General features: G+C 56.6%; 25 protein-coding genes. 12 read left to right on the top strand and 13 right to left on the bottom strand.

The genetic code is table 11. From position 1 onward, the window contains the following. Nucleotides 1-4: 4 nt before the first annotated feature. The 6 genes from RBB47_RS29010 to RBB47_RS28985 all read left to right on the top strand — a co-directional run bounded on the left by RBB47_RS29010 (nucleotide 5) and on the right by RBB47_RS28985 (nucleotide 5,902). Nucleotides 5-1,132, top strand: a complete 1,128-nt coding sequence (locus tag RBB47_RS29010; protein ID WP_305989421.1) for a TIGR03364 family FAD-dependent oxidoreductase — start codon at nucleotides 5-7, stop codon at nucleotides 1,130-1,132. 10 nt (nucleotides 1,133-1,142) lie between these two features. Beyond that, the gene (gene phnX / locus RBB47_RS29005; RefSeq protein WP_305989420.1) at nucleotides 1,143-1,925 is read left to right on the top strand and encodes a phosphonoacetaldehyde hydrolase; all 783 of its coding nucleotides are present in this window, start codon (nucleotides 1,143-1,145) and stop codon (nucleotides 1,923-1,925) included. Next, the gene (locus RBB47_RS29000) at nucleotides 1,922-3,421 is read left to right on the top strand and encodes a sulfatase-like hydrolase/transferase (RefSeq protein ID WP_305989419.1); all 1,500 of its coding nucleotides are present in this window, start codon (nucleotides 1,922-1,924) and stop codon (nucleotides 3,419-3,421) included. The genes phnX and RBB47_RS29000 overlap by 4 nt, the downstream gene beginning before the upstream one ends. Before the next feature lie 70 nt (nucleotides 3,422-3,491). Then, nucleotides 3,492-4,271: a serine protease gene (locus tag RBB47_RS28995; RefSeq protein ID WP_305989418.1), complete on the top strand. Its 780-nt coding sequence runs from the start codon at nucleotides 3,492-3,494 to the stop codon at nucleotides 4,269-4,271. Between the two features lie 185 nt (nucleotides 4,272-4,456). Further along, nucleotides 4,457-5,269, top strand: a complete 813-nt coding sequence (locus tag RBB47_RS28990; protein WP_305989417.1) for an NAD kinase — start codon at nucleotides 4,457-4,459, stop codon at nucleotides 5,267-5,269. Nucleotides 5,270-5,374: 105 nt separating this feature from the next. Next, entirely contained in the window at nucleotides 5,375-5,902 is a 528-nt protein-coding gene (locus RBB47_RS28985; RefSeq protein ID WP_305989416.1) for an Hpt domain-containing protein, read from the top strand. Between the two features lie 3 nt (nucleotides 5,903-5,905). Here the strand turns inward: RBB47_RS28985 and RBB47_RS28980 are convergent, their stop codons facing one another. From RBB47_RS28980 to RBB47_RS28960, 5 genes are all read right to left on the bottom strand, one after another. Next, nucleotides 5,906-6,802, bottom strand: coding sequence for a DMT family transporter (locus RBB47_RS28980; RefSeq protein WP_305989415.1), 897 nt, complete (start codon nucleotides 6,800-6,802; stop codon nucleotides 5,906-5,908). Between the two features lie 140 nt (nucleotides 6,803-6,942). Then, nucleotides 6,943-8,097: a DUF2336 domain-containing protein gene (locus tag RBB47_RS28975; RefSeq protein ID WP_305989414.1), complete on the bottom strand. Its 1,155-nt coding sequence runs from the start codon at nucleotides 8,095-8,097 to the stop codon at nucleotides 6,943-6,945. Between the two features lie 98 nt (nucleotides 8,098-8,195). Beyond that, nucleotides 8,196-9,488, bottom strand: a complete 1,293-nt coding sequence (locus RBB47_RS28970) for a transglycosylase SLT domain-containing protein (protein ID WP_305989413.1) — start codon at nucleotides 9,486-9,488, stop codon at nucleotides 8,196-8,198. 310 nt (nucleotides 9,489-9,798) lie between these two features. After that, nucleotides 9,799-10,401, bottom strand: coding sequence for a flavin reductase family protein (locus tag RBB47_RS28965; protein WP_305989412.1), 603 nt, complete (start codon nucleotides 10,399-10,401; stop codon nucleotides 9,799-9,801). Nucleotide 10,402: 1 nt separating this feature from the next. Continuing rightward, nucleotides 10,403-10,999, bottom strand: coding sequence for a nitroreductase (locus tag RBB47_RS28960; RefSeq protein ID WP_305989411.1), 597 nt, complete (start codon nucleotides 10,997-10,999; stop codon nucleotides 10,403-10,405). 295 nt (nucleotides 11,000-11,294) lie between these two features. On the opposite strand from RBB47_RS28960, the gene RBB47_RS28955 reads away from it, so the two are divergent. Further along, on the top strand, nucleotides 11,295-12,389 hold the full coding sequence (locus tag RBB47_RS28955; protein ID WP_305989410.1) for a hypothetical protein: 1,095 nt from the start codon (nucleotides 11,295-11,297) through the stop codon (nucleotides 12,387-12,389). Between the two features lie 78 nt (nucleotides 12,390-12,467). Here the strand turns inward: RBB47_RS28955 and RBB47_RS28950 are convergent, their stop codons facing one another. The 3 genes from RBB47_RS28950 to RBB47_RS28940 form a co-directional block, all read right to left on the bottom strand. Continuing rightward, a complete protein-coding gene (locus RBB47_RS28950; protein WP_305989409.1) occupies nucleotides 12,468-13,316 on the bottom strand; it encodes a lysophospholipid acyltransferase family protein in 849 nt (282 codons plus the stop codon). 142 nt (nucleotides 13,317-13,458) lie between these two features. After that, a complete protein-coding gene (thrS, locus tag RBB47_RS28945) occupies nucleotides 13,459-15,435 on the bottom strand; it encodes a threonine--tRNA ligase (protein WP_305989408.1) in 1,977 nt (658 codons plus the stop codon). A gap of 159 nt (nucleotides 15,436-15,594) precedes the next feature. After that, a complete protein-coding gene (locus tag RBB47_RS28940; protein WP_305989407.1) occupies nucleotides 15,595-16,041 on the bottom strand; it encodes an Lrp/AsnC family transcriptional regulator in 447 nt (148 codons plus the stop codon). Between the two features lie 129 nt (nucleotides 16,042-16,170). Between RBB47_RS28940 and RBB47_RS28935 the strand changes: the two genes are divergently transcribed. Continuing rightward, nucleotides 16,171-17,070 (top strand): DMT family transporter, encoded by a 900-nt coding sequence (locus RBB47_RS28935; RefSeq protein ID WP_305989406.1) that lies wholly within the window; start codon nucleotides 16,171-16,173, stop codon nucleotides 17,068-17,070. Here the strand turns inward: RBB47_RS28935 and RBB47_RS28930 are convergent. The 3 genes from RBB47_RS28930 to RBB47_RS28920 all read right to left on the bottom strand — a co-directional run bounded on the left by RBB47_RS28930 (nucleotide 17,065) and on the right by RBB47_RS28920 (nucleotide 19,770). Beyond that, on the bottom strand, nucleotides 17,065-18,846 hold the full coding sequence (locus RBB47_RS28930; RefSeq protein WP_305989405.1) for a radical SAM protein: 1,782 nt from the start codon (nucleotides 18,844-18,846) through the stop codon (nucleotides 17,065-17,067). The genes RBB47_RS28935 and RBB47_RS28930 overlap by 6 nt on opposite strands. An 84-nt stretch (nucleotides 18,847-18,930) precedes the next feature. Beyond that, nucleotides 18,931-19,287: a membrane protein insertion efficiency factor YidD gene (yidD, locus tag RBB47_RS28925; protein ID WP_305989404.1), complete on the bottom strand. Its 357-nt coding sequence runs from the start codon at nucleotides 19,285-19,287 to the stop codon at nucleotides 18,931-18,933. A 30-nt stretch (nucleotides 19,288-19,317) separates the two neighbouring features. Beyond that, complete coding sequence (locus RBB47_RS28920; RefSeq protein WP_305989403.1) at nucleotides 19,318-19,770, bottom strand: iron-sulfur cluster assembly scaffold protein; 453 nt, start codon at nucleotides 19,768-19,770, stop codon at nucleotides 19,318-19,320. Between the two features lie 287 nt (nucleotides 19,771-20,057). On the opposite strand from RBB47_RS28920, the gene folE reads away from it, so the two are divergent. Then, nucleotides 20,058-20,693 carry a GTP cyclohydrolase I FolE gene (folE, locus tag RBB47_RS28915; RefSeq protein ID WP_305989402.1) on the top strand — a complete coding sequence of 212 codons (636 nt, stop codon included), beginning with the start codon at nucleotides 20,058-20,060 and terminating at the stop codon, nucleotides 20,691-20,693. A gap of 43 nt (nucleotides 20,694-20,736) precedes the next feature. Beyond that, nucleotides 20,737-21,189, top strand: a complete 453-nt coding sequence (gene hisI / locus RBB47_RS28910; protein ID WP_305989401.1) for a phosphoribosyl-AMP cyclohydrolase — start codon at nucleotides 20,737-20,739, stop codon at nucleotides 21,187-21,189. 77 nt (nucleotides 21,190-21,266) lie between these two features. On the opposite strand, the gene RBB47_RS28905 is transcribed toward hisI, so the two are convergent. Together RBB47_RS28905 and RBB47_RS28900 are read right to left on the bottom strand one after the other, a co-directional pair. Next, nucleotides 21,267-21,698: a CBS domain-containing protein gene (locus RBB47_RS28905; protein WP_305989400.1), complete on the bottom strand. Its 432-nt coding sequence runs from the start codon at nucleotides 21,696-21,698 to the stop codon at nucleotides 21,267-21,269. Nucleotides 21,699-21,811: 113 nt separating this feature from the next. Then, nucleotides 21,812-22,597: a rhomboid family intramembrane serine protease gene (locus RBB47_RS28900; RefSeq protein ID WP_305989399.1), complete on the bottom strand. Its 786-nt coding sequence runs from the start codon at nucleotides 22,595-22,597 to the stop codon at nucleotides 21,812-21,814. Between the two features lie 568 nt (nucleotides 22,598-23,165). Between RBB47_RS28900 and RBB47_RS28895 the strand changes: the two genes are divergently transcribed. Then, entirely contained in the window at nucleotides 23,166-23,810 is a 645-nt protein-coding gene (locus RBB47_RS28895; protein WP_305989398.1) for a PAS domain-containing protein, read from the top strand. Between the two features lie 358 nt (nucleotides 23,811-24,168). After that, nucleotides 24,169-24,798 carry a PilZ domain-containing protein gene (locus RBB47_RS28890; RefSeq protein WP_305989397.1) on the top strand — a complete coding sequence of 210 codons (630 nt, stop codon included), beginning with the start codon at nucleotides 24,169-24,171 and terminating at the stop codon, nucleotides 24,796-24,798. Nucleotides 24,799-25,360 lie beyond the last annotated feature (562 nt).

Genomic DNA, 25,360 nt, shown 5'->3' with positions numbered 1-25,360 from the left:
CGGAATGACACAGAAATCCTATGATCTCGCTGTCGTTGGCGCTGGGATCGTCGGGCTTGCGCACACCCTGGCAGCCGTCAAGCGCGGCAAGAAGGTGGTTGTAATAGAACGCGACAGCGTGGCAAACGGCGCCTCCATTCGAAATTTCGGCTTTGTCACAGTCACCGGGCAACAGGCAGGCGACTGCTGGAAAATGGCCTCCCGAAGCCGTCAGATTTGGGGAGAAGTCGCCCAGGCTGCAGAAATCGAGTTACTGCACCAGGGCCTTACCATGACAGCCCGGCTCCCGGAATCGGAAGCGGTTATCGACGCGTTCCTTAAGACGGAGATGGGTGCTGATTGCAAACTTCTGACACCGGAAGAGGCTGCACATCGGGTTCCCTCACTTCGCACAGACGCAATCTCCTGCGCTCTTTATTCACCGCTTGAAGTCAGGGTTGAATCCAGGGACGCCCTTCCCCAGATCGCAAACTGGCTGGAAGCCATGCACGGCGTTGATTTCCTCTGGCAAACCAGCGTCAACGCGGTTGAAACACCAAAGCTGGAAACATCCCGCGGAACGGTCCACGCGGATTCCGTTGTGGTTTGCCCCGGCGACGACGGCACGACACTTTTCAGCGACCGGATCGCCTCATACGAAGTGACCCGCTGCAAATTGCAGATGTTACGCGTAACGCCGCACCAGAAAGCGCATCTGGGGACTGCGGTTATGTCGGATCTCGGTCTCGCCCGTTACCTTGGTTATTCAGAACTGCCCGAGGCGACCGCGCTGAAAGCGCGGCTGGACCTTGAGATGTCCGATTATCGGGACAACGGAATTCATCTCATTGTGGTTCAATCCGCCGACGGCAGCCTCGTCGTCGGCGACAGCCATCACTACGATCCGACACCGGATCCGTTTATCGACAAAACCGTGAACGATCTGATCCTTTCCGAAATGAACGCGATCCTGGATCTGGGCCCATACGAGGTAACCGAATCCTGGATTGGAACCTATGCCTCTGCACCGGACCGCTGGCGTTTGACAGACGCACCCGACGATGCAACGCGTGTCGTCATGGTGACGGCAGGCTGCGGCGCTTCGACAGCCTTCGCGATTGGTGAGGAAACGATCACCAACCTCTACACATAAGGATAAGAAAATGAGCAAATTCAAAGCTGTGGTCTTCGACTGGGCCGGCACCATGATCGACTTCGGGTCGTTCGCCCCGATGGGGGTTTTCGTCAAGGCGTTCGAAAAGTTCGGCATCACCGCCAGCATCGACCAGGCCCGCGGCCCGATGGGAAAGCCGAAATGGGACCACATCCGCGACATGATGGATGACCCGGATATTGCAGCGCAGTGGTCGGAAAAATATGGTGCGGCGCCGACGAATGCCGATGTTGACAAGGTCTACGAGGTCTTCGTGCCGATGAACGAAGAAGTCGTCGCCGATTTCGCCGACCTCGTCCCGGGCGCAGCCGATGTAATCAAGTTCTTGCGGGCAAAGGGTCTCAAAATTGGCTCCACGACCGGCTACACGCGCTCGATCATGGAACGGGTCCTGCCACGGGCCGCAGAACAAGGTTATGAGCCGGACAATCTGGTCTGCTCGGACGATCTTCCGGAAGGACGTCCCGGCCCGCTCGGCATGTACAAGTGTTTTGTCGATCTTGTCGCCTATCCGCCCGCAGCGGTCATCAAGGTCGACGACACGGAGCCAGGCATTGCCGAGGGGGTCACGGCCGGCTGCATAACGGTGGGTCTGGCGCTGTCCGGAAACTACGCTGGAAAGACTCCCGACGAACTCGCCGCTCTTTCGGAAGCTGAAGTCGACAAGTTGCGCCAACATGCCACTGCGAAGCTCAAAGCGGCCGGCGCCGACCATGTCATCGACACGGTTGCCGATTTGCCTGCGCTGGTCGAACGTCTCGAAACTGCATGACCAACCGCCCGAACATTCTGCTTATCACCGCAGATCAGTGGCGCGGCGACTGTCTCGGCATGATGGGGCATCCGGTTGTGAAAACACCCAACCTGGATGCCTTTGCCGAGACCGCAACTGTGTTCGAGCAGCATTATGCCGCAACAGCGCCGTGCTCACCGGCGCGGGCATCACTCTATACCGGTCTTTACCAGATGAACCACCGCGTCGTCTGGAACGGTGCACCGCTTGACGACCGCTTCGACAATATTGCCCGGGCAGCGCGTCGCGCCGGATATGCGCCGACGCTCTTCGGATATACCGACACCTCTCCGGACCCCCGGCTGCTCGACCCGAACGACCCGGCACTCAAGACATATGAAGGTGTCCTGCCCGGCTTTGATGTCCGGCAGAGCCTGCCCGAAGACGACAAACCCTGGCTGTCCTGGCTGGCCGCGCGCGGTCATGACCCTTCGACATTCCGCAGAATTCATCATGTGGAACCGGACGGCGAAGAACTCATATCCCGCAAGCCACCTGTCTATTCGAGAAATGAAACACAAACGGCCTTTCTGACAGATGCCTTTTTGGCTTGGCTTGGTGAGCAAAAGGGCAAGGAAACACCCTGGATGGCGCACATCTCGTTTTTGCGCCCGCATCCACCGATCACCGTGCCGGAACCGTTCAACACCATGTACGATCCGGAAGACGGACCCGAATTCGCCGGCGCGCAAACTGCGTTGGAAGAGGCATCCGCTCATCCATTCATTGCAGCTCTCCAGGACTTTCAGAACCTTTCAAGCCACATTCCCGGCGCCGACACTCTGGTCAGGGACCTGACCCGTCACGACCTGAAACGCATCCGGGCGCTCTATTACGGCATGATTTCAGAAGTCGACGCACAGCTTGGTCGTATCTTTTCCGCACTGGAGAACAGCGAAAACACCCTGATCATCTTTACTTCCGATCATGCGGAAATGATGGGGGATCACTGGATGCTGGGCAAAGGCGGTTACTACAGGGAAAGCTATCATATCCCTTTGATCATCCGCTCGCCCGGAGCATCGAGGAACAATCGAGTGTCCGCTTTCACGTCTGCTGCGGACATATTTCCAACCCTTCTGGACCTTTTGGAGATCGATCCGGAGCATGCGCCGGATGGCAGTAGCCTGTCGCCGTTTCTTTCAAGCACGACGCCTGGGTTCTGGCGCGATGCAGCGCTTTGGGAATTCGACTTTCGGGACCTGATCAATCGCGCACCCCATCTTTTTCCGGGTTACGACAAAAACGTCTCGCCGTCCCTGGTCTCAAGAATGGGACCGGATTGGCAGTACGTGCATTTCTCGGCAATGCCGGGGATCCTGCTAAGAGACTCCGGCCAACAGGTGGTCACAGATCACCAGCAGCTTCACAGGGACATCGCGCTAGCCAGTCTGGAGGCATTGTTGTCGACGCGTATGCGCCACAACGACGAAACACTCTCAAGATCAATGGTCTGGGACTATTACCGCGAATAGGTGGCTGCTCGTCGTCACCTGGTCGTGTAAAAGCATCGGGTCTAGAGACTCAAAAACAGGAACGGGCAAAATGTGTCGAGCTAATGCCATCTGCAGGGCAACCGCATCGAACCTGTTCCATTTGGTCGTGCTGTCATTTGCGATCGTTCTTTTCGGTTATGCAGGTTTCCCAGCACGCGCCTTGTCCTCAGAGCTGGAAGTCGTCGACAGCACTGACCACCCCTGGCAATCGATCGGCCGTGTCAACCGCGCCGGGTTCCGAACGATCACCATGTGTACGGGCACGCTGATCTCGCCAAAACTGGTCCTTACGGCTGCGCATTGTCTTGTGTCGAAGAAAACCGGATCACTTCTGCCTGCTGATGAGGTGCTGTTCATAGCGGGTGTGCGCAGAGACGAATTCGCCGCCCGGCTGGAGGCTGAGTGCCTCTTGACGATCGATGGCTATCAACCGGCGGAAAGGCCGGAACTGAGTGAAATTCGAAAGGATATCGGTCTCATCGTTCTCAAGGACACAAGCAGTCTCGTTCCCCTTCCGCCATTGTCTCTGGAAGAAGCGAAACAGCTGCGCAAGTCGACCCGGTTTCAGTCCGTCGGTTACCGGCGCAGCCGCCCGTTTCTGCCGACTGTCGTCCCCTCTTGCAGCGTTCTGGGCACCCGGTCCGATATCTGGGTCACCGATTGCAACACGGAAAGCGGTGCATCGGGCGGCCCGCTCCTGGTCGAAACAGGCGATGGGCCCCGCGTCGCTGCGGTCATGTCGGCCAAGGTCAATGAGACAAGATCCATCGTCGTTCCCTTTCTCGAGTGGCAGGATCTCGTGACATCGGCATCCTGCGAACGTCGCTAGTCAGTGCAGGTTCCGGCCGGGAACAACAATTCCACCGAACTGCCAAGCTGACGGCACGCATAATTTTTAACTGCCCTCCATTGTATTTGCCGCTATGCTGGTGAGCCGCAATCCCAAGGGCTACGCAATCTGCAGTACGCGAGCTTTTTGGGGAGTCCGTTGTCTGCTAAATGACCTTTTGGATCATGAATCAATCCGCTCCCCTCCCCACGTCTTCAGATGTCCGGCCGGTTTCAACCGAAAAGCTCGCCTTTGTTGCCAGCGACACCGAGGAGGCCCGCAAGGCGCTTGAAGACCTTTCCAGCCGCTATGGGAACGTCGCTGCCGAAGACGCCGATATTATCGTGGCTCTCGGGGGCGACGGCCTTATGCTGCAGACCCTTCACGCACACATGCATAACGGCAAGCCGATATACGGCATGAACCGCGGGTCCGTCGGTTTTCTCATGAATGAGTATCGAGAGGAGAGCCTGACCGAGCGTCTTTCTAAGGCCGACATCACGACCATTCGACCGCTGGAACTCACGGCAGAGGACGACACCGGCAAGATCCACGAAGCGCTTGCTATCAATGAGGTGTCCCTGCTGCGCCAGACCTCACAGGCAGCGCGTTTGAAAATCTCGGTAGACGGAAAGCTTCGGCTGGAGGAATTGGTGTGTGACGGCATTATCGTTGCCACGCCGGCAGGCAGCACGGCCTACAACCTCTCCGCCCATGGCCCGATCCTGCCGATTTCCGCTCAGCTGCTTGCGCTCACGCCGATCAGTGCCTTTCGCCCCCGGCGTTGGCGAGGAGCACTGCTTCCCAACTGGGCCCAGGTGGACATCGAAATCCTGGCAGCGCACAAGCGGCCGGTCAGCGCGTCGGCGGATCACACAGAAATTCGCCGTGTGAGACATGTTACGGTCAAGGAATCCACCGAAGCCTGTGGGGTGATCATGTTCGACCACGACCACGGTTGGGACGAACGGATTTTGAGCGAAATGTTCCGCTACTGACCGGAATTCCAGCGAAAGCCAGTCTTGGCAAGACCCTGTTAAATTTGTTCTCCGATACTGTGCAAGAGTTATTGATGACACGCGCGCACGGAGAAAACTGCTGCCATGGCCGAGACCGCACGGGACCAGGACTACGAGATCCTGACACCGCCCACTACGCTGCGCAGCAAAGTTCGCGAGCTGACGCCGCGCGAGGCTAAAAAATTCGATCCGGTGAAAGCCGCGGAAGCCGCGCTGAAACGTATCTCTGGTCATTTCGGCACATGGATGGACAACGAGACCAAGGCGCTTCTCGGCGCCTGGGAGTGCGTTCAACACGAAGGCATGTCCCAGGAAACGCTCGACCCCTTGTTTCAGGCCGCGCACAACATCAAGGGTCAGGCTCTAACCCTGGGCTTTCCCCTTGTCGGTCAGGTTGCCGCAAGCCTGTGCCACCTCATCGAAACGGTTCCGGCACCTGAAATGCTGCCGCTGCCGCTGATGGAGCGCTATGTCGAAGCCATCCGTGCCATGGTCATGGAAGGTGCAAAGGACATCGACAACAAGACTGGTGTCGAGCTTTTGGAAACCTTGGAAACGGTATCCGGCGAGTTTCTGAAGCAGTTCCCGTCCAAGACGGAAGAGACCGACTAAGGATCACGATACGCCGTCACCGGACTTTAGCTGCTGTTCGCGCAGGACGATGTAGCATCCGCTCAGGACGATGACGCCGGCGCCGACATATGTGAGCAGATCCGGAATCTCATGCCAGAACAACCAGCCGAATAGCGTCGCCCAGATCAGGGCGCTGTATTCAAAAGGGGCGACCACAGCTGCGGGCGCGAAGCGGAATGCCTGCGTAATCAGCGTGATACCAGCCGTTCCAAAGATCGCTATTCCGAAAAAGAACCAGATATCCTTGATCTGGATATTGACCCACACAAACGGTGTCATCAGCGCACTGAGCGCAAGTCCCGCACCAACCAGGTAGAGCATCAGCGTCCACACGCTTTCACGTGGATCGACCCAGCGGGCGCTGATCATCAGGATTGCATAGAAAAACGCGGTCGTTATCGGCAGCAGCGAGGCAGCTTGAAACGTTCCAGCGCCCGGCCTGACAATGATGAGGACGCCAACGAAGCCGACAAGCACAGCAAGCCAGCGCCGCCAGCCGACGCTTTCCTTTAGAAACAGTGCTGAAATCGCAGTGATGAAAACGGGTGCGATGAACACAAGCGCGGTCGCTTCTGCAATCTCAAGATGCTTCAGTCCGGTGAAGAAGAGCCCTGCCGCCAGAACCCAGAAGACGCCGCGCACAAGATGCGCCGCGGGCCGGTAAGAGCGCAAAGCACCGGGCCCACCCATCTTCAGAGCAATCAGCACCGCAATGGGCAGCGCGATTAAATTGCGAACAAAGAGGATCTGGATTGGAGAATAATTCGCCGCAAGCGCCTTGGCGATCGCATCACTCACGCCAAGTGTTGCCATCCCGGCACTTATGAGCAGAATGCCGACTGTGGCCTGTGAACGCGCGCCGGAAGAAGGGGAAAGCATGTGCCACCATTAAGAAAACAGACGACACCTAATCACCGGGCAAAGGTCACCGCAAGATGAAAATGCAGGGCTTCACCCGGTACAAAAAAGTCTCTTCAAAACCGGGACTTGGCGAGTTCTGCTGAACTTTTTGATCGAACCTAAGCTGCCGCGGTGATCTGCAGCGAACCGTTTTTCACCAGCAGGCGTGCCTCAAGGCGTGCAACGTCGATCGCAAACCGGCGCAGGAAGGCCGCAACGTCTTCGTCAGCGCCCAGGGCACCGTCCTGCATTTCCTCCAGCAGCGTTTCCGTCAACCGCCTGGCCTCATCGAGTGCCAGATCATAAGTGAAGTCCGCATCTGCCTGGCGAGCAACATCGATCGCCAGCAGGAACGCCTGATGCGCGCGAAGCGGCAGACCCGCCTTGCGCAGGATCGCCTGAAGTGCGGACCGGCGAACGGTCATGAGAAGCTTGCAAAGCCGCGGCAGCGGCACCTGTCCAAGATTGGCGAGCGCAGCTGCAAAAAAACGCAGGCGGCCACAACAGACGGATCTGAGCAGCAATCGGGTGTTCAGCTTGCCGCGCAAGCGGAGATGTTCGACAAAATCCGGAAGATCCTCCTCGCCGGCTTCCAATGCCAGGCGGAGCACCACCTTGTCTTCCGCATCACTCAGGAACGTATGGCGCTGGTTTTCCGGCACGCGCTCCAGAACAATCGGATGGTCGTCAAGGTTTTCGGCAAGACGCATCAGGAGTTCATAGCGGCTGGAAAGCGGAAGGTCTCTGGTTTTGAGCAGCAGGTCGCACATGTCCGGTCGATCTTCGAAACGCTCTGCCAGCCTCAACAGCGAGGACTGCAGCACCTGTGCACTTGAATTGTCGAGGAGTGCCTTGCAGGACTTTTCGCTACCGACTTCGCAGACAGCCGCGCTGATCGAGGCCGGAAGACCGCTCCGCTCGGCAATGGCACACTGAACCGCGTCGCTGCCTTCAGCGAACAGGTCGACGAGTTCCGCCTCGGTCAAGATGGGCGAAGATTTGAGAATCGGTTCCGCCACCTCATCAACGTCGGCGGCAAGACACCGCACAACGTGCCCGGGCGCGTGCGGGCTGGATGCCAGGACTTTCGCAATCGCCTTGCGCACGCCCCTGCTCGGATCGTCAAGAAGAACCGTCAGCGCTGCTGCCATGCTTGTTCTCTCCTGGCTGTCCTGCTCGGCTGCCAGGTAGCGCTTGGCAAATTCCTGCGCAGCGAGAATGTCCTGTGTGCGATCTTCATTTTCACTCAAATGCAAAAGGTCGGTTTCGGTCATGGCTGCAATCGTTTCCCCAAGAGTCGGGATTATCCTGACATCAAAGGCTTAACGATCGGTTCACCATAATTTTGACAATGTCTCTGCGTCGCCCAAATTCAGACCGGCGGCAGCAGGTCTTTCTGCTCTTCTTCTGCCTTCAGCCGCAAGAACCGCGTCAGGTCCAAAGGTCCGCCCTGATCCGCCAGTGCCAATTCCTGAGCGGCAACCTGATTCGATGCACCAGAGAGCCTGCTGAACATGGCAGCCTCCTCCACCGCCGCAAAAGCGGACGCGAACCGTGTGCTGACATCTGCCTCTGTCGATCCCTGATCGTTCCGGAACAGGGCCTCGAACGGATTCGCTGTCTCCGCGGCCTGGAAAGCCGACAGCACGCGGGTCGTTGCAGCTTCGTTCCTGCTTGTTCCGTTGATTGAGGCTTGTCTCGGGTCCTGTGGTGCAGCCTGATTGTTGGAAGCAACCTGAGTTGGAGCCGGCGCAGCCTCAGCAGAAGCCGTTTGCGATGCTGTGCCCTGAGGCAAAGGCACCTCTGTCTTGGCGAGCTCAACAGGGTTTGTGGCAAGCAGTTCCGCGGCAGCAGCAGCAGCCTGTGAAGGTCCGGGCGGCTTGGGCCGTGGCGCGAAAGCGCTGGCCGCATCTGCCGTGAGTAGATCAAAATTTTGCTGGTCGATGCCCGGTGTTCCGCCTCCCGGTTTGGCGGCTGGCATCGCAGCCACGTTGGTCAGGACACCCGGTGCGCGCAAGTTTGTTTTTCCGCTCGCCTCAGCAATCATTGTGACGGCGTCGTGTTTTGAAACGATGACCTCGTAGACTTCCTGCACTGAACGGGCTTTGCCGTTTCCGTGAAAGAATATCGCCTTGTTCGCCCGCGCCTGTGCAGAAAAGACCTTGTCCGCCCGCATGTCCGGATTTGCATTGGTCGCATCAATCAGCCTGCTGGCCCCATGCGCGCCCAGGAAGTGTGCCATATAGAGCTCACCGTCCGAGGGTTCACGGCCGATCTTGCGCTCAAGATAGGTCGAATTCTTCTGCGTCAACGCTCCGGCCATCACGGACGAGATTTCAGGATCCTTGCGCAGATCAAGGATCTCTTGCCGCATCTGCGAATCCTTGACGTAGTATTTTCCGTTCTTCGACCTCTGTATCTGGTCTGCGTATTTGTCCAGCCCGTGCTTCGGTCCAGCTTCTTTCATCGTCTCGAGCCATGTCGATTCGATGAACTGGAACAATCCTGTTGCACTTGAAGTCTTTGCCTTTGCCGCCGGATTGAACGACGATTCTCGCGCAGCCGTTTTCACCAGATAGTCGAAGGACGTACCCGTGGAACTACTGGCAGACTGAAACGCAAGCTCGATCCGAGACGCGACCGAGGGTGTGTCAGCAACATGCATGACGCTGTCTCCTCGACGGAACAGAATTATTACTTCGTTAACATTCGCGCCCCAATGGTTAACAAACCCTTAACAAGACGTCTTCAAAGCTCTTTCGACGAGCCTGTTTGCGAATTTTTTGAATGACTTGCGCAGATATGACAATGCGCCTGTCTCAAAATGTGGAGATCATGCGTCCTTTCCCGATTTCCCGGGGAAAACACGTTCTCAACATCCCGCCGTCCAGACGACCTTTTTGCCTCTTGAGCCAGCCGACGATGAGTCGGCGTACGAAGGCCCAAAATACTTCGGGCGACCATGCGTATTGCACTCAAACCTTTGGCCGGGCCATCTCGAACACTTCAGTAATCGCGGCATATTCCATGTAGCCGAGGCGCGACAGCGGCTTGAACCGCGTTACATCCACCTTGCCGTTGACGATAATGCTGTCGTCTATGTGAATGCCGATAACCTGGCCGAAAACGAGCCAATTGTCCGTGTCTGCACCATCGAGATCCTTCAGTCTGAGTGTCTGAAGGCGTTTGCATTCGAGAGCGGTGACCGCCCTCGCGACGCGTGGCGCTTTGACCAATCGCGACGAGGCCATTTCAAGGCCTGACAGCTCGAATTCGCAGGTCTCGTTGGAAACCATGGCCGAAGAAACGTTCATTTCGTCCTTCAGATCCCAGCTTGCCATATTGCAGACGAACTCCCCCGTTGCCTCGGCATTTGCGGCACTGTCCTTGAAGCCGGAAGAAGAAAAAACAACGATCGGCGGTCGATCGCTGACGGCATTGAAGAAGCTGTAGGGAGCGAGATTGGTGCGGCCGTCCGCGTCCAACGAGGAAATCCAGCCGATCGGGCGCGGAGAGACGATCGCCTTGAAGGGATTATGCGGCAGTCCGTGATCGTTGGATGCAGTTTCATAAAACATTTCAGTTGTCTTCGCTCCATTCGGATACCAGGTCGGAGAGCTCGGGCCGCGGCCGTTCCACAGGTGCCTGGGTCGGCGTTCCTATATGGATAAAGCCTGCAAATCGCTCATCTTCTTTTGCGCCCAGATAGGCAGCCGCCTCTTCATCGAAGCTGTACCACTCTGTTAGCCATTGGGAGGCGAAACCGGCCGCAGCAGCGGCACTGAGAAGGTTCATGCATACAGCACCGGCAGAAAGCTGCTGTTCCCACTCGGGTATTTTCGGATGTGTCCGAGCCGTGCTGACGACGCCGATCACCAATGGGGCACGCGTAAAGCGGGTCAGTTCCTTGTGACGCTGGTCGTCGTCGAGCGGGCCATTCCTGCGTTCGTAAATCTCGGCGAGCCGTCTTCCGATAACCTCGCCCCGCCCTTTCGAAAACATGACGAAACGCCAGGGAGCGAGTTTGCCGTGGTCGGGAACCCGCGCCGCGATTGTCAAAAGATCTTCAACCTGTTCCGCACTTGGACCGGGATCGGACATCGTCACTGAAGGATGCGACCGGCGCTTTCGAAGAAACTCCAGTGTTTCTGATGATCCGGGATTGAAGGTGGACATGAGGCGGCGCTCTTTAGACGGTTACGATTGTGACAATCCACCTAATTCATTGACCGCGATTGTCAACTTTAGTTTCAATGTCTTGAATTTGCCTAATTTTCAGGCCCTTTAGGGAGTGTGGGTCAGTCCTCTCTCCGTAATCGCGAAATTCGATGCGAGACTTGCAAGTTTCGGTTGGTTTGCTGCATCGCGTGGAGGCGGGCTCAAGGGCAGCCCGGTGTTTCGCGCAGACCGGAATTGGTATAAAAGACAGAGCACTGTAAATTATTGCAGTTGAATAGATAATGAAGTGGGCATGTTGAGTACAGGATCAATCACAGTCGGCAAAGCAAACTTGCGTCCTGTGAAGCGCGCGATGCGCGCGTTCCTGATAATTGCTGCTGCATTCCTGATTCAAGGCACTGTGCAAACAGCACAGGCTGAAGACATCCCCCTTCCACGTGCCAAACCGGACCCCAACGCTCCTGCCCCTGCGCAGGAAGACCAGATTATCAATCTCTTGGACAGGGAACCTGAACCGCTCTTTTCCGATGCACAGCTCCCCTATGCTCCAACGCGGTCTTTCGACGCTGGTGAAGGTGATGGCCTCGGTCAGGGTGCGCTTTATCTTATGGCGAAACTGACACAGGACAGTCAGCCCCTGAATGACGGACTGATCTGGCGCATTTACTCTGAAACCACCAACGCCAACGGAAAACTGGAACTGGTGGCGACATCCCAGGGGGGCGACGCCGAATTCAGGCTCGACCCGGGCGCCTATCTCGTACACACGGCCTATGGCTATGCCCAATCCACCAATCGCGTGGTTATCGGCAAGGAAATACAGTCGAAAATGCTGACGTTGAATGCCGGCGGCATCAAGTTCGGCGCAGCAATGAAGGACGGTGAAGGCATTGACGAGGAGCAGGTCACCTTCGACGTCTACGGCATGACCTTCGACGAGCGCGGTGAGCGCAACAAAATCGTCGGCAATGTCACGCCCGGTTCCATCGTTCGGCTGAGTGCAGACACCTATCATGTCGTTAGCCGCTATGGCAGCGTGAACGCTGTCATCCGCGCTGACATTCAGGTGCTGCCTGGCAAGCTCACCGAGGCGACCATTCTTCACAAGGCCGCCGACATCACCTTGAAACTCGTCAACGAGCGCGGCGGCGAGGCGATCGCAAACACGACATGGTCCGTGCTGAGTGCGGGCGGCCACGTGGTTGTGGAAGCAACAGGCGCTTTTCCCGATTTCGTGCTGGCAGCGGGAGAATACGAAGCTCTCGCAAGGAACAATGGACGCACCTACCTGCACACGTTTGAAGTGGTTCCCGGCCAGGACCGGGAAGTCGAGGTGGTCACGTCAATCAGTGAACTAGCCTCTCAAGCAAACGTTTTAAACAACTGAAAATAATAAACAAACAAGTTTTGAACTGACCGCGCCTAGAGGGAGCGGCTCGCTGATTTTTTCGCGTTTGAAGACAGACTAGCGGTGGCGTCCAAGAAGCCGTTGCGTGCGCTCGGCGGGAGCCATTTCCATCACTTTGGTCTGAAGGAAATCCATGATCTCCTTCTGGTCCTTGAAGCCGGTCAGCGTCTCGAACGGAATTGCCCGCCCGGCTCTCGCGGTAATAACGGACCCGAGGATACGCCTGAATTCACGCACCAGAAGCGCCAGTCGCAAGGTCAATGAGTATTTGCTGACCAGATGAAACAGCCAGGAGTTCTGACCTTCGAAATAGAGCGGCAGAACGGTTGCTTTTGAGGACCGGATCATTTTTGCAGTGAACGTTTTCCACGGCAGCTCTTCAGCACGTCCGAACGGCTTGGCTGCGGTCGCAACGCCGCCCCCCGGAAATACGATAATCGTGGTGCCTTCCTGAAGCAGGCGCAAGGCTTCCTTGCGGGTCTTCATGTTGGTCTTGAGGGCTTCCTTGGTCTCTTCGAAATCCACAGGCAAAGAGAACGGACGGACTTCCGGCACTTTCAAGAGCTCGTTGTTGATCAGGATCTTGAATGGCCGGTTCAGTTGCTCGGCAAGCGACAGGATCGCGAGCCCGTCACCAATCCCGTAGGGATGGTTCGCGATCAGCACCAAGGGACCGTCCGGAAGATCTTTCGGTGGCCACTCTCCGTCTTCCACGGAAACGTTCAGGTTGATCAACCCGAGAAGGTCACTCCAGATATAGTCCGAGGTCCCGACCATCGTGTGCTTCCACACTTCGTAGACATCGATGATTTTGCGACGGCCAGACATGCCTTCAATGGCACGAATCGTCCACCGCTTCAGCGGCGGGTGTTCCGGATTGGCGTAGCTGAATTCTGCGTAATCCACGGCAGCCGTCGTCTTCTATCTGGGTTCACACTGGCAAATCTGGAACCAAATACCAGCAGCTATGTTTCAACAATGTGACAGCACATTGCCCTAGGGTAAGGGCAATGTGCAAGTCACAAGATTTCACCCTAAATTGTGACGATCACGATTTTTTCAAGTCAGGTGGAGTCGCTTCTTCTACGAAAGCGGCAACAGCCTCTTGCAGATCCATCGATTTCTGATCTTTCGACCCGAGACGGCGGACATTCACCGTCCGCTCCTCGGCTTCGCGCATGCCGCAAACGATGATCACCGGCACCTTGGCCAGCGAGTGTTCGCGGACCTTGTAGTTGATCTTTTCGTTGCGGAAGTCAGTTTCAACCTTCAGTCCGCTTGCCTTCAAAAGATCCGCAACTTCCTGGCCATAAGCGTCCGCCTCAGATGTGATCGTGGCAACGACGATCTGCTGTGGTGCAAACCAGAGCGGGAAATGTCCGGCATAGTTTTCGATCAGAATGCCAAGGAACCGTTCCATCGAGCCACAAATCGCCCTGTGGACCATCACGGGAGTTTGCTTTTCGCCGTTATTGTCGACGTAAAACGCGCCGAAACGTTCCGGCAACGCAAAATCGACCTGCGTCGTGCCGCACTGCCATTCGCGCCCGATGGCATCTCGCAGCGTGTATTCGAACTTCGGTCCGTAGAAGGCGCCCTCGCCCGGCAAAATGTCGGTTTTCACCCGGCCTTCAGCCTGAGCCTCGATCTGCCTGAGAACCTTGTCCATGACCGCTTCGGCGTGATCCCACATCTCGTCGGTGCCGACGCGCTTTTCCGGCCGGGTTGAAAGCTTGACCACGATCTCCTCGAAGCCGAAGTCCTTGTAGACCGACAGGATCAGGTCGTTGATCTTGAGGCACTCATCGGCAAGCTGCTCTTCCGTGCAGAAAACATGCGCATCGTCTTGCGTAAACCCGCGCACCCGCATCAGGCCGTGAAGCGCTCCCGACGGCTCATACCGGTGCACGACCCCGAATTCCGCAAGACGCAACGGCAGATCGCGATAGCTTTTCAAACCATGTTTGAAGATCTGAACGTGCCCCGGGCAGTTCATCGGTTTCAGCGCATAGAACCTGTTGTCTTCCGCCTCCGGATCGGCAGATTGCACGGAAAACATGTTTTCCTTGTACCAGGTCCAGTGGCCGGACGTTTCCCAGAGCGAGGTGTGCAACACCTGCGGCGCGTTCACCTCCTTGTAGTCGTCCTTGAGTACCCTGCGTTTGTAAGCGATCAGGTTCTGGAACATGTCCCAGCCCTTTGGATGCCAGAAAACGACGCCGGGGCCTTCTTCCTGAAAGTGGAACAGATCCATTTCGCGGCCAAGTTTGCGGTGATCCCGCTTTTCCGCTTCCTCCAGCATGTGAAGGTAGCCTTTCAACTCCTTCTCATTGTGCCAGGCGGTCGCGTAGATGCGGCTCAGCATTTCGTTGTTGGCGTCGCCGCGCCAGTAAGCGCCGGCCACTTTCATCAATTTGAAGGCATCGCCAATCTGGCGCGTGGAGACCATATGCGGGCCGCGACACAGGTCCAGCCACTGGCCTTGTTTGTAGATCTTGATTTCCTGGTCTTCCGGGATCGCGTCCACCAGTTCAACCTTGTACTGCTCCCCTTTGGCAGCGAAATAGGTCTTGGCTTCGTCGCGGCTCCAAGTCTCCTTGGTGAACATGGCGCCGCGGCCGATGATCTCGCGCATTTTCTTTTCAATGACCGGCAGCTCATCCGGATGGAAAGGCCAGTCTTCGTTCGTGTCCGGGTGCACGCGTTTGAAATCGTAGTAGAAGCCGTTTTCGATCACCGGGCCGATCGTTACCTGGGTGCCGGGCCACAGTTCCTGCACGGCTTCGGCCATCACATGTGCAGCATCATGCCGGATCAGTTCCAGCGCGCGCGGATCGTCCCTGGTCACGATTTCGATGCTGTGATCACCCGAGATGGAATCGGTCAGATCCTTCAGCTCCCCGTCGAGCGTCATCGCAACCGCCTTTTTGGCAAGCGATTTGGAAATGCCCTCGGCGATGGCAAGACCGGTGGTGCCTGCCTCATACTCGCGCACGGAATTGTCGGGAAAAGTCAGTTGAATCATCGTATGTCTCCTGCTCACTCCTGCAGACAAGGCAGGTAAGCTGTTCAATAGAAATTGGACCGCCTGCTGATAGGGTATTCGGCGCAAAACGGCAACCCTTGCCAAGGAAGGGCCGCCATGCCGGGAACGCAAGACCTCAGTTTTTGTGCAATTTTCCGCTTACGCCACCACGAGCGGCGGAGGACGTCGGCGGATCGGCTGGGATTTGACGATTGATGTACTTGTTTCGGCCTTGTCGGCAATCCGGTCGAGAATGCCGTCCAGTTGTTCGATTGACGGCACGGCCAGCCGCGCAATGAAACAGTCGTCGCCCGTCACCTTGTCGCATTCGCAAAACTCCGGAATTTCCTGAATGAGCTGCTGCACGATATGCAGTTTCCCCGGCAAGGGCCTTATGCGCACGATGGCCTGTAGACTGTACCCCAGCGCTTTGGGGTCGATCTCAGCGGCAAAGCCCAAAATGACACCTCGTTCCTGCAGGCGCCGGATCCTCTCCGACACGCCAGGAGACGACAGGCCTGCCCGCGCAGCCAGATCCTTCAAGGACATGCGTGCGTCCGTGATCAGTGCTTCTACAATTTTGGTGTCCACTTCGTCCAGGGTCATAATAATAGTCCATTCCGCCGATTGACCTTCAATAATAAACTAATTTCATCCCATCACCTAATTTACCGCATGGAAACCCATCAATCCTTTTGCCACCCTTGGCCTATTCAATTTTTCTGCGAGGCTGAGATGGACAAGACTTTGCGTGGCGCGACCGAGATGACGGCGGCAATGACGATCCTCGGGACGATCGGTTATTTTGTCGTTCTGTCGGGACAGGCAGCAATTGACGTCGTTTTCTGGCGATGCGCGTTCGGTGCACTGGCGCTTCTTGCGATTTGCACCTTCCAGGGGCTTTTTCGCCGCCTGTTCACAGTGCGGCAATTGGCAGTAGCAGCGCTCGGCGGCGTTGCCATCGTTGTCAATTGGGCCATGCTCTTCAGCGCATATGGCAAGGCTTCAATCGGTGTCGCAACCGCGGTTTACAATACCCAGCCGTTCATTCTCGTAGGCTTTGGCGTTTTGTTCCTGGGAGAACGCATAACGGCGGCGAAGCTGTCATGGCTGGCAATCGCTTTCGCCGGTGTCATCCTCATAGTTCAGGCGAAACAAGGCGGTGCGGATTACTCCGGCACCGACTATCTGTACGGCATTCTTCTCGCTCTTGGAGCTGCTTTCTTCTGGGCTGTCGCCGCGCTCCTCACCAAAAAACTGACCGGAACACCACCCCAAATGATCGCATTGGTACAGGTGTGCGTCGGCATCCTGATGCTGGCCCCCTTTGTCAGTTGGTCCGCACTGCCGGAAGGAACCGTTGCCTGGGGCGCATTGATCACGCTTGGAGCCGTTCATACCGGTGTCATGTACATATTGATGTATGGCGCCGTTCAAAAATTGCCGACCTATCTGCAGGGAGCGTTTTCGTTCATCTACCCTGTGGTCGCTATCTTCGTGGACTACGTTGCGTTTGGGCACGCATTGCACACGTTGCAGATCCTGGGTGCCGCAGCGATCATCCTCGCCGCAATGGGCATGACCTTTGGTTGGCAAATCGTCAGGAGACGGACTGCTCCGGGGTCTTCCTTATGACGCGACCGCCCTTTCCTTGGCAGCCTTGACGATCGACGCATCGCGCGCTGTCTTTGCAACCGCTTCGACCCCACCGCGCGTTTCCTGGATCATGGCGAGGGCTTCCTCGCCGTCCTTTTCGATCTCCTTGATGGCGATATCCGAATATGTATGCCGGTCAGGTGAGGCTTTCACCTTGCGATAAATCCTGTAAACCCGCCACGTGGCCGAAACGTAGGCCAAGTGCTTGGAGATGACTTCCCAAACATAGCGTGGATAGAACGACAGGGCACTCTCGACCGGGAGCCCGCTGCGCCGATCCTTGCGGAATTTCAGGCGGAAGTAGCCGCCCTCCAACGGATGAACGCCTTCGCACTGAACCATCAGCTTGAACCACATCATCAGGAACAGCTTGTTGCCCGGACGGCCTTTCTGGTGGGACGCTGCGCGCCGAAGCACGGTCTCGATATGCGCATCCGAATAATAGCTTTCCCACGCTTCCTGATAGGCTTCTTCCCACTCCTTGTCGCTCATCTTGGGATGATGAGAGACGCGGTGATTGAGGTCATACTTGTTAAGGTCCGGATCCATCCAGGTCCCCTTGGACAGGAGCACCTTGTGATCTTCAGACCCCGGCAGCGGCGTCAGGTAGAAGAACTCCAGCAGATCGAGCGGTAGCTCGTTCTTGATGATCTCCACATCCCTGAGAACGGCTTCCTTCGTGTCACCCGGAAACCCGATAATATAACCGGCATAGGTGGTTGCCCCGTGCGCGCGCCATTTCTGGAGCATCTCCCGGTATTCCGTGATCTTGTTCTGGCGCTTCTTGGCGGCCAACAGGTTGTCGGGATTGATGTTCTCCAGCCCGATGAAGACGCGGTTCACACCGGCGCGCGTTGCCTTCTCGATGAAGTTTTCGATCCGGTGACAGAGCGTGTCCACCTGGATGATGAACTTGATATCGAACTTTTCCTTTTCACGCAGCGTAATCAGCCGGTCGAACAGCGGCTCCCATTCCCTGTTCCGAGCGAAATTGTCGTCGGTGATAAAGAACCGGTTGATACCCTGCTCGTAGTTGTCGCGAATGATTTGTTCCAGGTCGTCAGCTGAGCGGAACCGGCTCTTGCGGCCCTGAACGTTGATGATCGTGCAGAACGAACACTGAAACGGGCACCCGCGCCCCAGATCGAAACTGGAATGTGAGCCTGCAGTGAACTGGATATGTTTGGTCGGAAGAATCGGCGTCGGCTCACCTTCCAGGGACGGCAGGTCCGCCATAAAATTGTAAAGCGGCTTCAGGTCATCCGCCCAGGCATCCCGAAACACCTGGTCGAGGCGGCGGTCTTCGGCCTCGCCGGCGAAGTAACTGACGCCTTCTGCCTGCAGCTCGACCATTTCCGGAGGCATCTCGTCCAGCATGGAAATACAACCGGAAACATGAAAACCGCCAATCGCCGTTTGCAGGCCTTCCTTCATAAACTGACGGGCCAGGTCGGTCGCGCGCGGAAACTGGTTCGACTGAACGCCAACCAGTGCAATCAGCGCTTTACCGCCCTTGCTGCGAATTTCATTCGCGATTTTCGCAGGCCTGACACGCTTGTTGGTTTCGTCATAGGTGTGAAGGTGGATGCGAACATCCTCGCCAAGGGCGGCGCGCTCCTGTGCTGCCTCCGCAAGACCATTGAGACTGGCAAGCGTGTTGGACGGAATGGCGGATCTCAACCACTGGATCGGATAACCGTCATCGTCATAATGCGTCGGCTTGATCATCACGAAGTGGAAATCGCGCACGTCCATACTCCCTCTTCCCCTGACGAGGGAACGTTGCATCCGGATGCCGTTAGGTCAACGTTTTCTTGAGCGGACTGCTTTTCGTCGGATCTAGGGTTCGTCCAACCTGTGTTCCGCTGGAATGTGCCGCCCCGACCAGCGGCCGTACCGCCAGGGCAAGTACCAGCAGGCGTTGTCCGGCAGCGTGTCAGGTACGGGATCGAACCCGGACGCCCCCCAGGGATTGCACCTTAGGATTCGCGCCAGACCAATCCAGCCGCCCACCCAGAAGCCGAAACGGCGAATGGCTTGTTCGGTGTAGTCTGAACAGGTCGGTGCATAGCGGCATCCGCGCCCCATGAACAGAGACAGGGAATGGCGGTAGATCCAAATCAGGCCAACGGCCACCCGCCCCGCCGGTGACAGAGGTCTTTCGGAACTGGGTTGAGGGCGGCAATCTGAACACATGGGGTTTGGCTGCTCGGGTTCCGCAAACGGTTACGCTGCAGCGCCGTCTTCCCCGCTCTTTGCCTCGAGCTGATCCAGAGCATCGACGATGGCATCGAATGTCAACATCGTGGACGCATGGCGCGCCCTGTATTCGCGGACAGGCTCCAGGAACTTCAGATCCCCAAACCGGCCTGTCGGCGGATCTCCTCCGTCCTTCAGCATGGCCCGCATGGTTTTCTGCACCTCGCGCAACTCGCTCGTATGCGCTCCAACAACATTTTGAGCCATGATCGAGGACGAAGCCTGGCCAAGCGCGCACGCTTTCACGTCATGCGCAAAGTCGGTCACCACGCCATCGTTCACACATATGTCAACGACAACCGTCGAGCCACAGAGCTTGGAATGCGCCTTTGCCGTTGCGTCAGGTTGCTCGAGGCGGCCAATTCTGGGAATGTTTCCAGCGAATTCGAGGATCTTCGCATTGTAGATATCGTCAAGCATTCTCGCCTCTTCGTGAAAGCCTGTGATGCGCGACACATTGATGGCGCTTTGCTTTCATATATATAGATCAGACGCCACGGCAATTTCGCAAGGGGCAGAGTGGTCGCAGCCGAATTTCATGCGAGGCGGACAAACGCGTGAATTCAGCTCAACCCGCTCAGAAACTGCGCGTTCGCTTTTTGTGTGGAGTATGATAAAGGTCCCCGGCCTTCAAGCGAGGACTTCATGATCTGTGCAAGAACGGGCGCCGTATGACGAGTGACAAGGGTAAATTTGCGAGGATCCCGATGGACGCTGTCCTCAAGCCGGTTGAAAAAAGATTCGAAAGAAAGACGCCGGAACAACTACTTCGGCCAAGTCGTGAAGAGGTCGAGGCCGCAGTGCGGACAATTCTCGCCTGGACGGGCGACGATCCGGACCGCGAAGGTTTGGTCGACACGCCAAAGCGTGTCGCAAAGGCGTTGAGCCAACTCTACAGTGGTTATTTCGAAGACCCCGCGGAGCATCTGGAACGCACGTTCGAGGATGTCGGCGGATACCAGGACATCGTTCTGGTGCGTGGGATTCCGTTCCATTCGCATTGCGAACACCACATGCTGCCCTTCATCGGCGAGGCGCATATTGCGTATTATCCCGCTGAAGGTGTCGTCGGCCTTTCCAAGCTTGCCCGGGTGGTCGACATCTATGCCAAACGGCTGCAGACACAGGAAAACTTGACGGCACAGATCACATCGGTCATTGACGATACGCTTGCGCCACGGGGCTTGGCGGTGATGCTCGAAGCTGAGCACCAGTGTATGACCATGCGCGGCGTTCAAAAACCGGGTGTCGCAACGATTACCACCCAGTTCACCGGCGTTTTCCAGGACGATCCGGCCGAACAGGCCAAGTTCATGTCCATGGTGCGCGGCAGGGGTCTCTGATTTCAAAGTCCCTTGCGCCAATTTTTGCAAGGGCTTTCGTGACATGTGCAGCACTCACCTCTCCGAACGTGGTGACAAGGAAACGGTCGAGACCGGCGAATTGCTAATGCCGAAGTTCGACCGCGATGGACTAATCGTCGCAGTCGTGACCGATGTTGTCTCCGGCGAAGTGCTCATGGTCGGCTATATGAACGAAGAAGCGCTGACGCGGACGATCGAAACCGGAGAAGCCTGGTACTGGAGCCGCTCAAGGCAAAGTTTCTGGAAAAAAGGCGAAACCTCCGGTCAGGTTCAAACGGTGCATGAAATCCTCACCGACTGCGACCAGGATGCTCTGGTACTAAAGGTTTCTGTCGCCGGAAACGGTGCCACCTGCCATGTCGGCTACCGGTCCTGTTTTTTCCGCAAGACCGTAAAACCGGAACATGGTGCCGTTCGCCTGGAAAAAGTCGAGGCGGAAAAGGTCTATGATCCGGCAGATGTGTACGGGAAATAACCGCGCAGACGCTTAGGCCAAATTTGGCACAAGCGGTCGTCCATATGGTCGACCGCGAGGTCTTGCTGCAAACGTCGTCAGGACATTGAAATGTAATGGCGCATTTGCTCGGCTTCGAGTTCCACCTGCGCAATCTTGTGCTTCACCACGTCGCCAATCGAGATTACCCCGGTGAGCTTGCCGTCCTTCACCACCGGCATGTGGCGAAAGCGGCCCTGCGTCATGCGCGCCATCACCTCATTGACGCTGTTTTCTTCCGAGCAGGTCACAACATCCTTGGTCATCACGCTGGAGACTGGAAGCTTCAGTGAGGAAGGGCCTTGCGTCCCGATGACGCGGACAATATCGCGCTCGGACACGATGCCCTCGATGGTCTTGTCCGCAGAGCAGACAACCACTGCACCAATCTTGTGTTTTGCCAGTGTTTCGCAAATATCGCTGAGCAGCGCATCGCTGCTCGCCGTAATGCTGTTGTGCCCCTTTCCACTCAATATCGCGGCAACGGTCATAGAAAAATACCTCCCTCAGCATCGGCCCGCCCGTTAGGACTCCGGACGCACCCATCATGGCAAAAAAATATGTCCTCGCAAACCATTAACGGTAGGGTATTTCCGCGCAGTCTTCAGAACCGCCGTCGCGGCACCGGATCCAGAAACGGGAACAGCGCGAGCCCCGCAACAAACCCGCCAATATGGGCTTGCCAGGCAACGCTTGCAGGTTGACCCGCAACCGGACCGCTCATGATTCCGAAAAAGAGGTTTAGCCCGAACCACACCGCAACGAAGACCAGAACCTGCTGGTTGCGAAAACAATCCGCAAGCGGCTGCGCCGGAACGAAATAGGCGGCGCGATCCGAGCGGCGGATTGCACCGAGCGGGCCGCCGAGTTCGAACACAAACCGGATCGCGGCGGCCATCTGACCGGAAATCGCCGCGGAGGCGCCGATCATTGGAACCGGTTCACCCCAGTGCGTTGCAAGATGGGCCAGGGCGCCACCGACCGAACAAAGCGCCGAAAACAAAAGGAACCGCCCCACACCGAACCTGCGAGCGACGGCACTTCCGAAAATAGCCATCCAGAGCAGGTTGAAAATGATATGCATCGCGCCGCCATGCAGCAGGCTGTAGGTGACGAAAGCCCAAAGGCTCGAAATAAGATCAGGCGCGGACAGACTTGGCAGTATCGTGTATTTCACAGGCCAGAATGCGAAATAGCGAATGATCATCTGGTCCCAGCCGCCGGGCAGAATAAATGTCCGGAAAAGATGGACGGCAATAAGAATACCGCCGGTCCAGACAATCACATCGGGCAAATTGAAGGCCGGCGGACCGCTCGGACCACGCGGTGGCTTCTGTTTCTCGGCCTGCTCGCGACGGCTGCGTTCTTCGTCAAATTTGTAAACGTTCATGGAACCTCGGCCTTTTGTTTCTCTTCTAAGCCAGATCCCGTACAAAACAAGGGCGACGGACCAATCGGATGGCGCATTCCCCGAAATTGGTGAACCTGCGCTTACAGTTGTCCGGATTTGCTCAGAAATAAACAGGGCGCCGGGATCGAGATGATCGCCCACGCCCTGATTTTCCCCCCACTGTCCGGTCGCGTCCCCACGCTTCCCGAAAGGGTCGATGTTCAGAGTCGGCACTTTTAAGGCTCGATCGACACCCGCCGGCGCTTCAGGTCCTCGGTGCAGCTTTGGCAATTCTCCCGAGCAGCTGCCTGGCCGATATGAGCGAAGCCTGCCGTATTTAGCCTGAACAGGCCCTTAACCTGCAGGCGCGCACGCGCGAAAACAAGCTTTAGGATAAATTAACCTTACCGGTCCGGCGTTTCCGCTGTTTCATAACCCTCAGCCACTTGGCACGCCCCCTGCTTAGTACATCCCAGTTGAACACGAGAGCGAATGAACGCCCCATTTTGAAACACGCACTGTCTTGAGACGGTACAAGGGGCGCAAAAGGGCGATGAGGCGAAGCAAGATGAAACACGGCGTTACGCAAACTCTTTATTCCTATTGGGACAATCTTCGCGGCGCCCGCCCTGCCCCAAATCGGAGTGAAGTCGATCCTGGTGAAATCCGGGGGCTTCTCGGCGACACATTCATCCTTGAAACAAAAGGCCCGCAGGATGTGCGTTACCGGCTGGCGGGAACGCGTCTGTGTTCGGCCCATTGCCGGGAGCTGAAGGGAAGAAACTTTCTGCGCGGTTGGAGCACGAAAGACCGGGAAGCACTGGAAAGCCTGATCGCTGCGATAACCGAGGACGCTGCTGCTGCCGTGATCGGCGTGAACGGCCATACCGAACGCAACCAGGTGCTCCAGATGGAAATGCTGCTGGTTCCGCTCAATGTGCCCGGCGAAGGCCGGATCCGTATTCTCGGAAGTTGTACTCCGATGGAAAAGCCGTACTGGATCGGCTTGCATCCGATCCTCAATCAGTCGATCAGCAGCCTGCGCCTCGTGTGGCCGGACGAACGCCCCTTCTTCGTCGATGCGCCTGCGACCGTTAATCCTATTTTGCCACGCTTTACGGCCGAGGGCATGAACATGCCTTCCCCGCCCTTGCCGCAAGGCGCGGAACGCAAGGTCGGCCACCTTACTGTCTATAGCGGTGGGAAAAACTGAGCTGGCCAGTGTTGCTCCGAGCCGTGCCCAGGCCGGTTATTGCAATGAAATCGACTTAAATCTGAAGGAATGGCCGGGATTACGGTAACTCGGCCCTTCTATACTGCCGCACGGCGAGCCGCCGTGCGAAAAAGTCTTAACCATATTTGCAAGATCTTCTTGTGGCGGCCCATTCGTCTCATTCCGCCATTACGCTGCCCCATTGCAGCGCTATGCTAATTTTTAAGACTGAAACGAGTGTGTGGTTCTTTTTTCTTACACATCGTTAACCTCAGCTGCCTAAAGTGTGTGAGAGACATTTGGAGATTCGCCACTCTATCAGGGGTGGTGCAGGACACACTGTTTGGATACCGCAGGCATGGACGCCGGATTGGCAACAGCACCAGAAGGAAGCAAAACGCTTCAAGTCACGGACCGCCGGCGCCACCAACGCGTCCAGGTTGATATACTTGGCCGGTTCATGTTGGAAGATCGGCGGGAGTATCCTTGTCAGATCATCGATATGTCACCAGGTGGCATGGCCATGATCACGCCGGTTGAAGGCAGGGTCGGCGAGCGTGTTATCGCCTATCTGGACCATCTGAGCCGTGTCGAAGGTCGGATTGCCCGTGTCATTGACGGTGGGTTTGCCGTTGAACTGCGCAACACCGCTCGCAAGCGCGACAAGATCGCAAACGTCCTGACATGGCTCGCCAACCGGGACGAACTCAATCTTCCCGAAGACCGTCGTCATGACCGCTTCGTGCCGAAAAATCCGATGACGAAGATGATCCTGCCGGACGGCTCCGAGCATGTTTGCCGGATCATCGACGTTTCGCTGTCAGGTGCTGCCATTGCCACCGATAGCAATCCGGAAATGGGCGATCCGGTCACGCTCGGCAAGATGCAGGCCCGCGTTATCCGCAACATCGAAGGTGGCGTCGCGGTCGAATTCGCTGCCGTCCAAAGCCGTGAGTTGCTCGAGCACCATATTTCAGCGCCGGATTAAGCGCTGCCCCGCTGCGCTTTTACTAGCCTTACGCTGATCTAACCTCCCTTTTCAAAACTCCCGCGATCTAGGCTGGGTGCTTCGAGGTCGTGCCGTCTGCTCACTTGTTGCAACTGGTCCCGTATCTTTGTCATGTCGGTCGATACACAATGCAGCTGCTTCTGCAGACCGGATGACACGATAATTTCCTGATTGATCTTCTGCGGTAAGAGGCTTTTGGAGCTACGGCCGAATTGCCACTGCCGACCCCGGCATACCGCACGCCTGCAAGCGATCGCCTGGGCAAGTCCTGCGAGGTTCGGAGACAATTCCGGTTAGTCCGCAGTCTGAAAACCACCAGCTTTGCAGACTTTCTTCCCTCTGAAACACACTTTTCTTTCGTGCAAAATTGCCATCCTGAGGGGCCGAATTCGGCATTGTCTGACGTTGAAGGCATTATCTTTTGCCTTGAAAAGACCTCGAAATCTCGCCGGATAAAATAACGATTCCAGAGACTTCCAGAGGATCGATAAAATTTTACGAAAATTCGATTCAAGTTTTCCTAAAATGAAAATCTCATTTG

The organism is Roseibium sp. MMSF_3544 (genome assembly GCF_030732845.1).
In the GTDB taxonomy this organism is placed as follows: Bacteria; Pseudomonadota; Alphaproteobacteria; order Rhizobiales; family Stappiaceae; genus Roseibium.
This window is presented reverse-complemented; position numbering and strand designations above follow the sequence as displayed.

What these genes read in the sequence shown, in the direction of transcription:
- RBB47_RS28940 (WP_305989407.1), bottom strand. Translation starts at nt 16,041, where the DNA reads ATGACCCTGGACGAAGTGGACACCAAAATTGTAGAAGCACTGATCACG.
- RBB47_RS28900 (WP_305989399.1), bottom strand. Translation starts at nt 22,597, where the DNA reads ATGAACGTTTACAAATTTGACGAAGAACGCAGCCGTCGCGAGCAGGCC.
- RBB47_RS28955 (WP_305989410.1), top strand. Translation starts at nt 11,295, where the DNA reads ATGTTGAGTACAGGATCAATCACAGTCGGCAAAGCAAACTTGCGTCCT.
- RBB47_RS28990 (WP_305989417.1), top strand. Translation starts at nt 4,457, where the DNA reads ATGAATCAATCCGCTCCCCTCCCCACGTCTTCAGATGTCCGGCCGGTT.
- yidD (WP_305989404.1), bottom strand. Translation starts at nt 19,287, where the DNA reads ATGTGTTCAGATTGCCGCCCTCAACCCAGTTCCGAAAGACCTCTGTCA.
- RBB47_RS29000 (WP_305989419.1), top strand. Translation starts at nt 1,922, where the DNA reads ATGACCAACCGCCCGAACATTCTGCTTATCACCGCAGATCAGTGGCGC.
- folE (WP_305989402.1), top strand. Translation starts at nt 20,058, where the DNA reads ATGGACGCTGTCCTCAAGCCGGTTGAAAAAAGATTCGAAAGAAAGACG.
- RBB47_RS28890 (WP_305989397.1), top strand. Translation starts at nt 24,169, where the DNA reads ATGGACGCCGGATTGGCAACAGCACCAGAAGGAAGCAAAACGCTTCAA.
- RBB47_RS28895 (WP_305989398.1), top strand. Translation starts at nt 23,166, where the DNA reads ATGAAACACGGCGTTACGCAAACTCTTTATTCCTATTGGGACAATCTT.
- RBB47_RS28975 (WP_305989414.1), bottom strand. Translation starts at nt 8,097, where the DNA reads ATGACCGAAACCGACCTTTTGCATTTGAGTGAAAATGAAGATCGCACA.
- RBB47_RS28965 (WP_305989412.1), bottom strand. Translation starts at nt 10,401, where the DNA reads ATGTTTTATGAAACTGCATCCAACGATCACGGACTGCCGCATAATCCC.
- hisI (WP_305989401.1), top strand. Translation starts at nt 20,737, where the DNA reads ATGTGCAGCACTCACCTCTCCGAACGTGGTGACAAGGAAACGGTCGAG.
- RBB47_RS28995 (WP_305989418.1), top strand. Translation starts at nt 3,492, where the DNA reads ATGTGTCGAGCTAATGCCATCTGCAGGGCAACCGCATCGAACCTGTTC.
- RBB47_RS29010 (WP_305989421.1), top strand. Translation starts at nt 5, where the DNA reads ATGACACAGAAATCCTATGATCTCGCTGTCGTTGGCGCTGGGATCGTC.
- RBB47_RS28970 (WP_305989413.1), bottom strand. Translation starts at nt 9,488, where the DNA reads ATGCATGTTGCTGACACACCCTCGGTCGCGTCTCGGATCGAGCTTGCG.
- RBB47_RS28920 (WP_305989403.1), bottom strand. Translation starts at nt 19,770, where the DNA reads ATGCTTGACGATATCTACAATGCGAAGATCCTCGAATTCGCTGGAAAC.
- RBB47_RS28960 (WP_305989411.1), bottom strand. Translation starts at nt 10,999, where the DNA reads ATGTCCACCTTCAATCCCGGATCATCAGAAACACTGGAGTTTCTTCGA.
- RBB47_RS28985 (WP_305989416.1), top strand. Translation starts at nt 5,375, where the DNA reads ATGGCCGAGACCGCACGGGACCAGGACTACGAGATCCTGACACCGCCC.
- thrS (WP_305989408.1), bottom strand. Translation starts at nt 15,435, where the DNA reads ATGATTCAACTGACTTTTCCCGACAATTCCGTGCGCGAGTATGAGGCA.
- phnX (WP_305989420.1), top strand. Translation starts at nt 1,143, where the DNA reads ATGAGCAAATTCAAAGCTGTGGTCTTCGACTGGGCCGGCACCATGATC.
- RBB47_RS28935 (WP_305989406.1), top strand. Translation starts at nt 16,171, where the DNA reads ATGGACAAGACTTTGCGTGGCGCGACCGAGATGACGGCGGCAATGACG.
- RBB47_RS28930 (WP_305989405.1), bottom strand. Translation starts at nt 18,846, where the DNA reads ATGGACGTGCGCGATTTCCACTTCGTGATGATCAAGCCGACGCATTAT.
- RBB47_RS28980 (WP_305989415.1), bottom strand. Translation starts at nt 6,802, where the DNA reads ATGCTTTCCCCTTCTTCCGGCGCGCGTTCACAGGCCACAGTCGGCATT.
- RBB47_RS28905 (WP_305989400.1), bottom strand. Translation starts at nt 21,698, where the DNA reads ATGACCGTTGCCGCGATATTGAGTGGAAAGGGGCACAACAGCATTACG.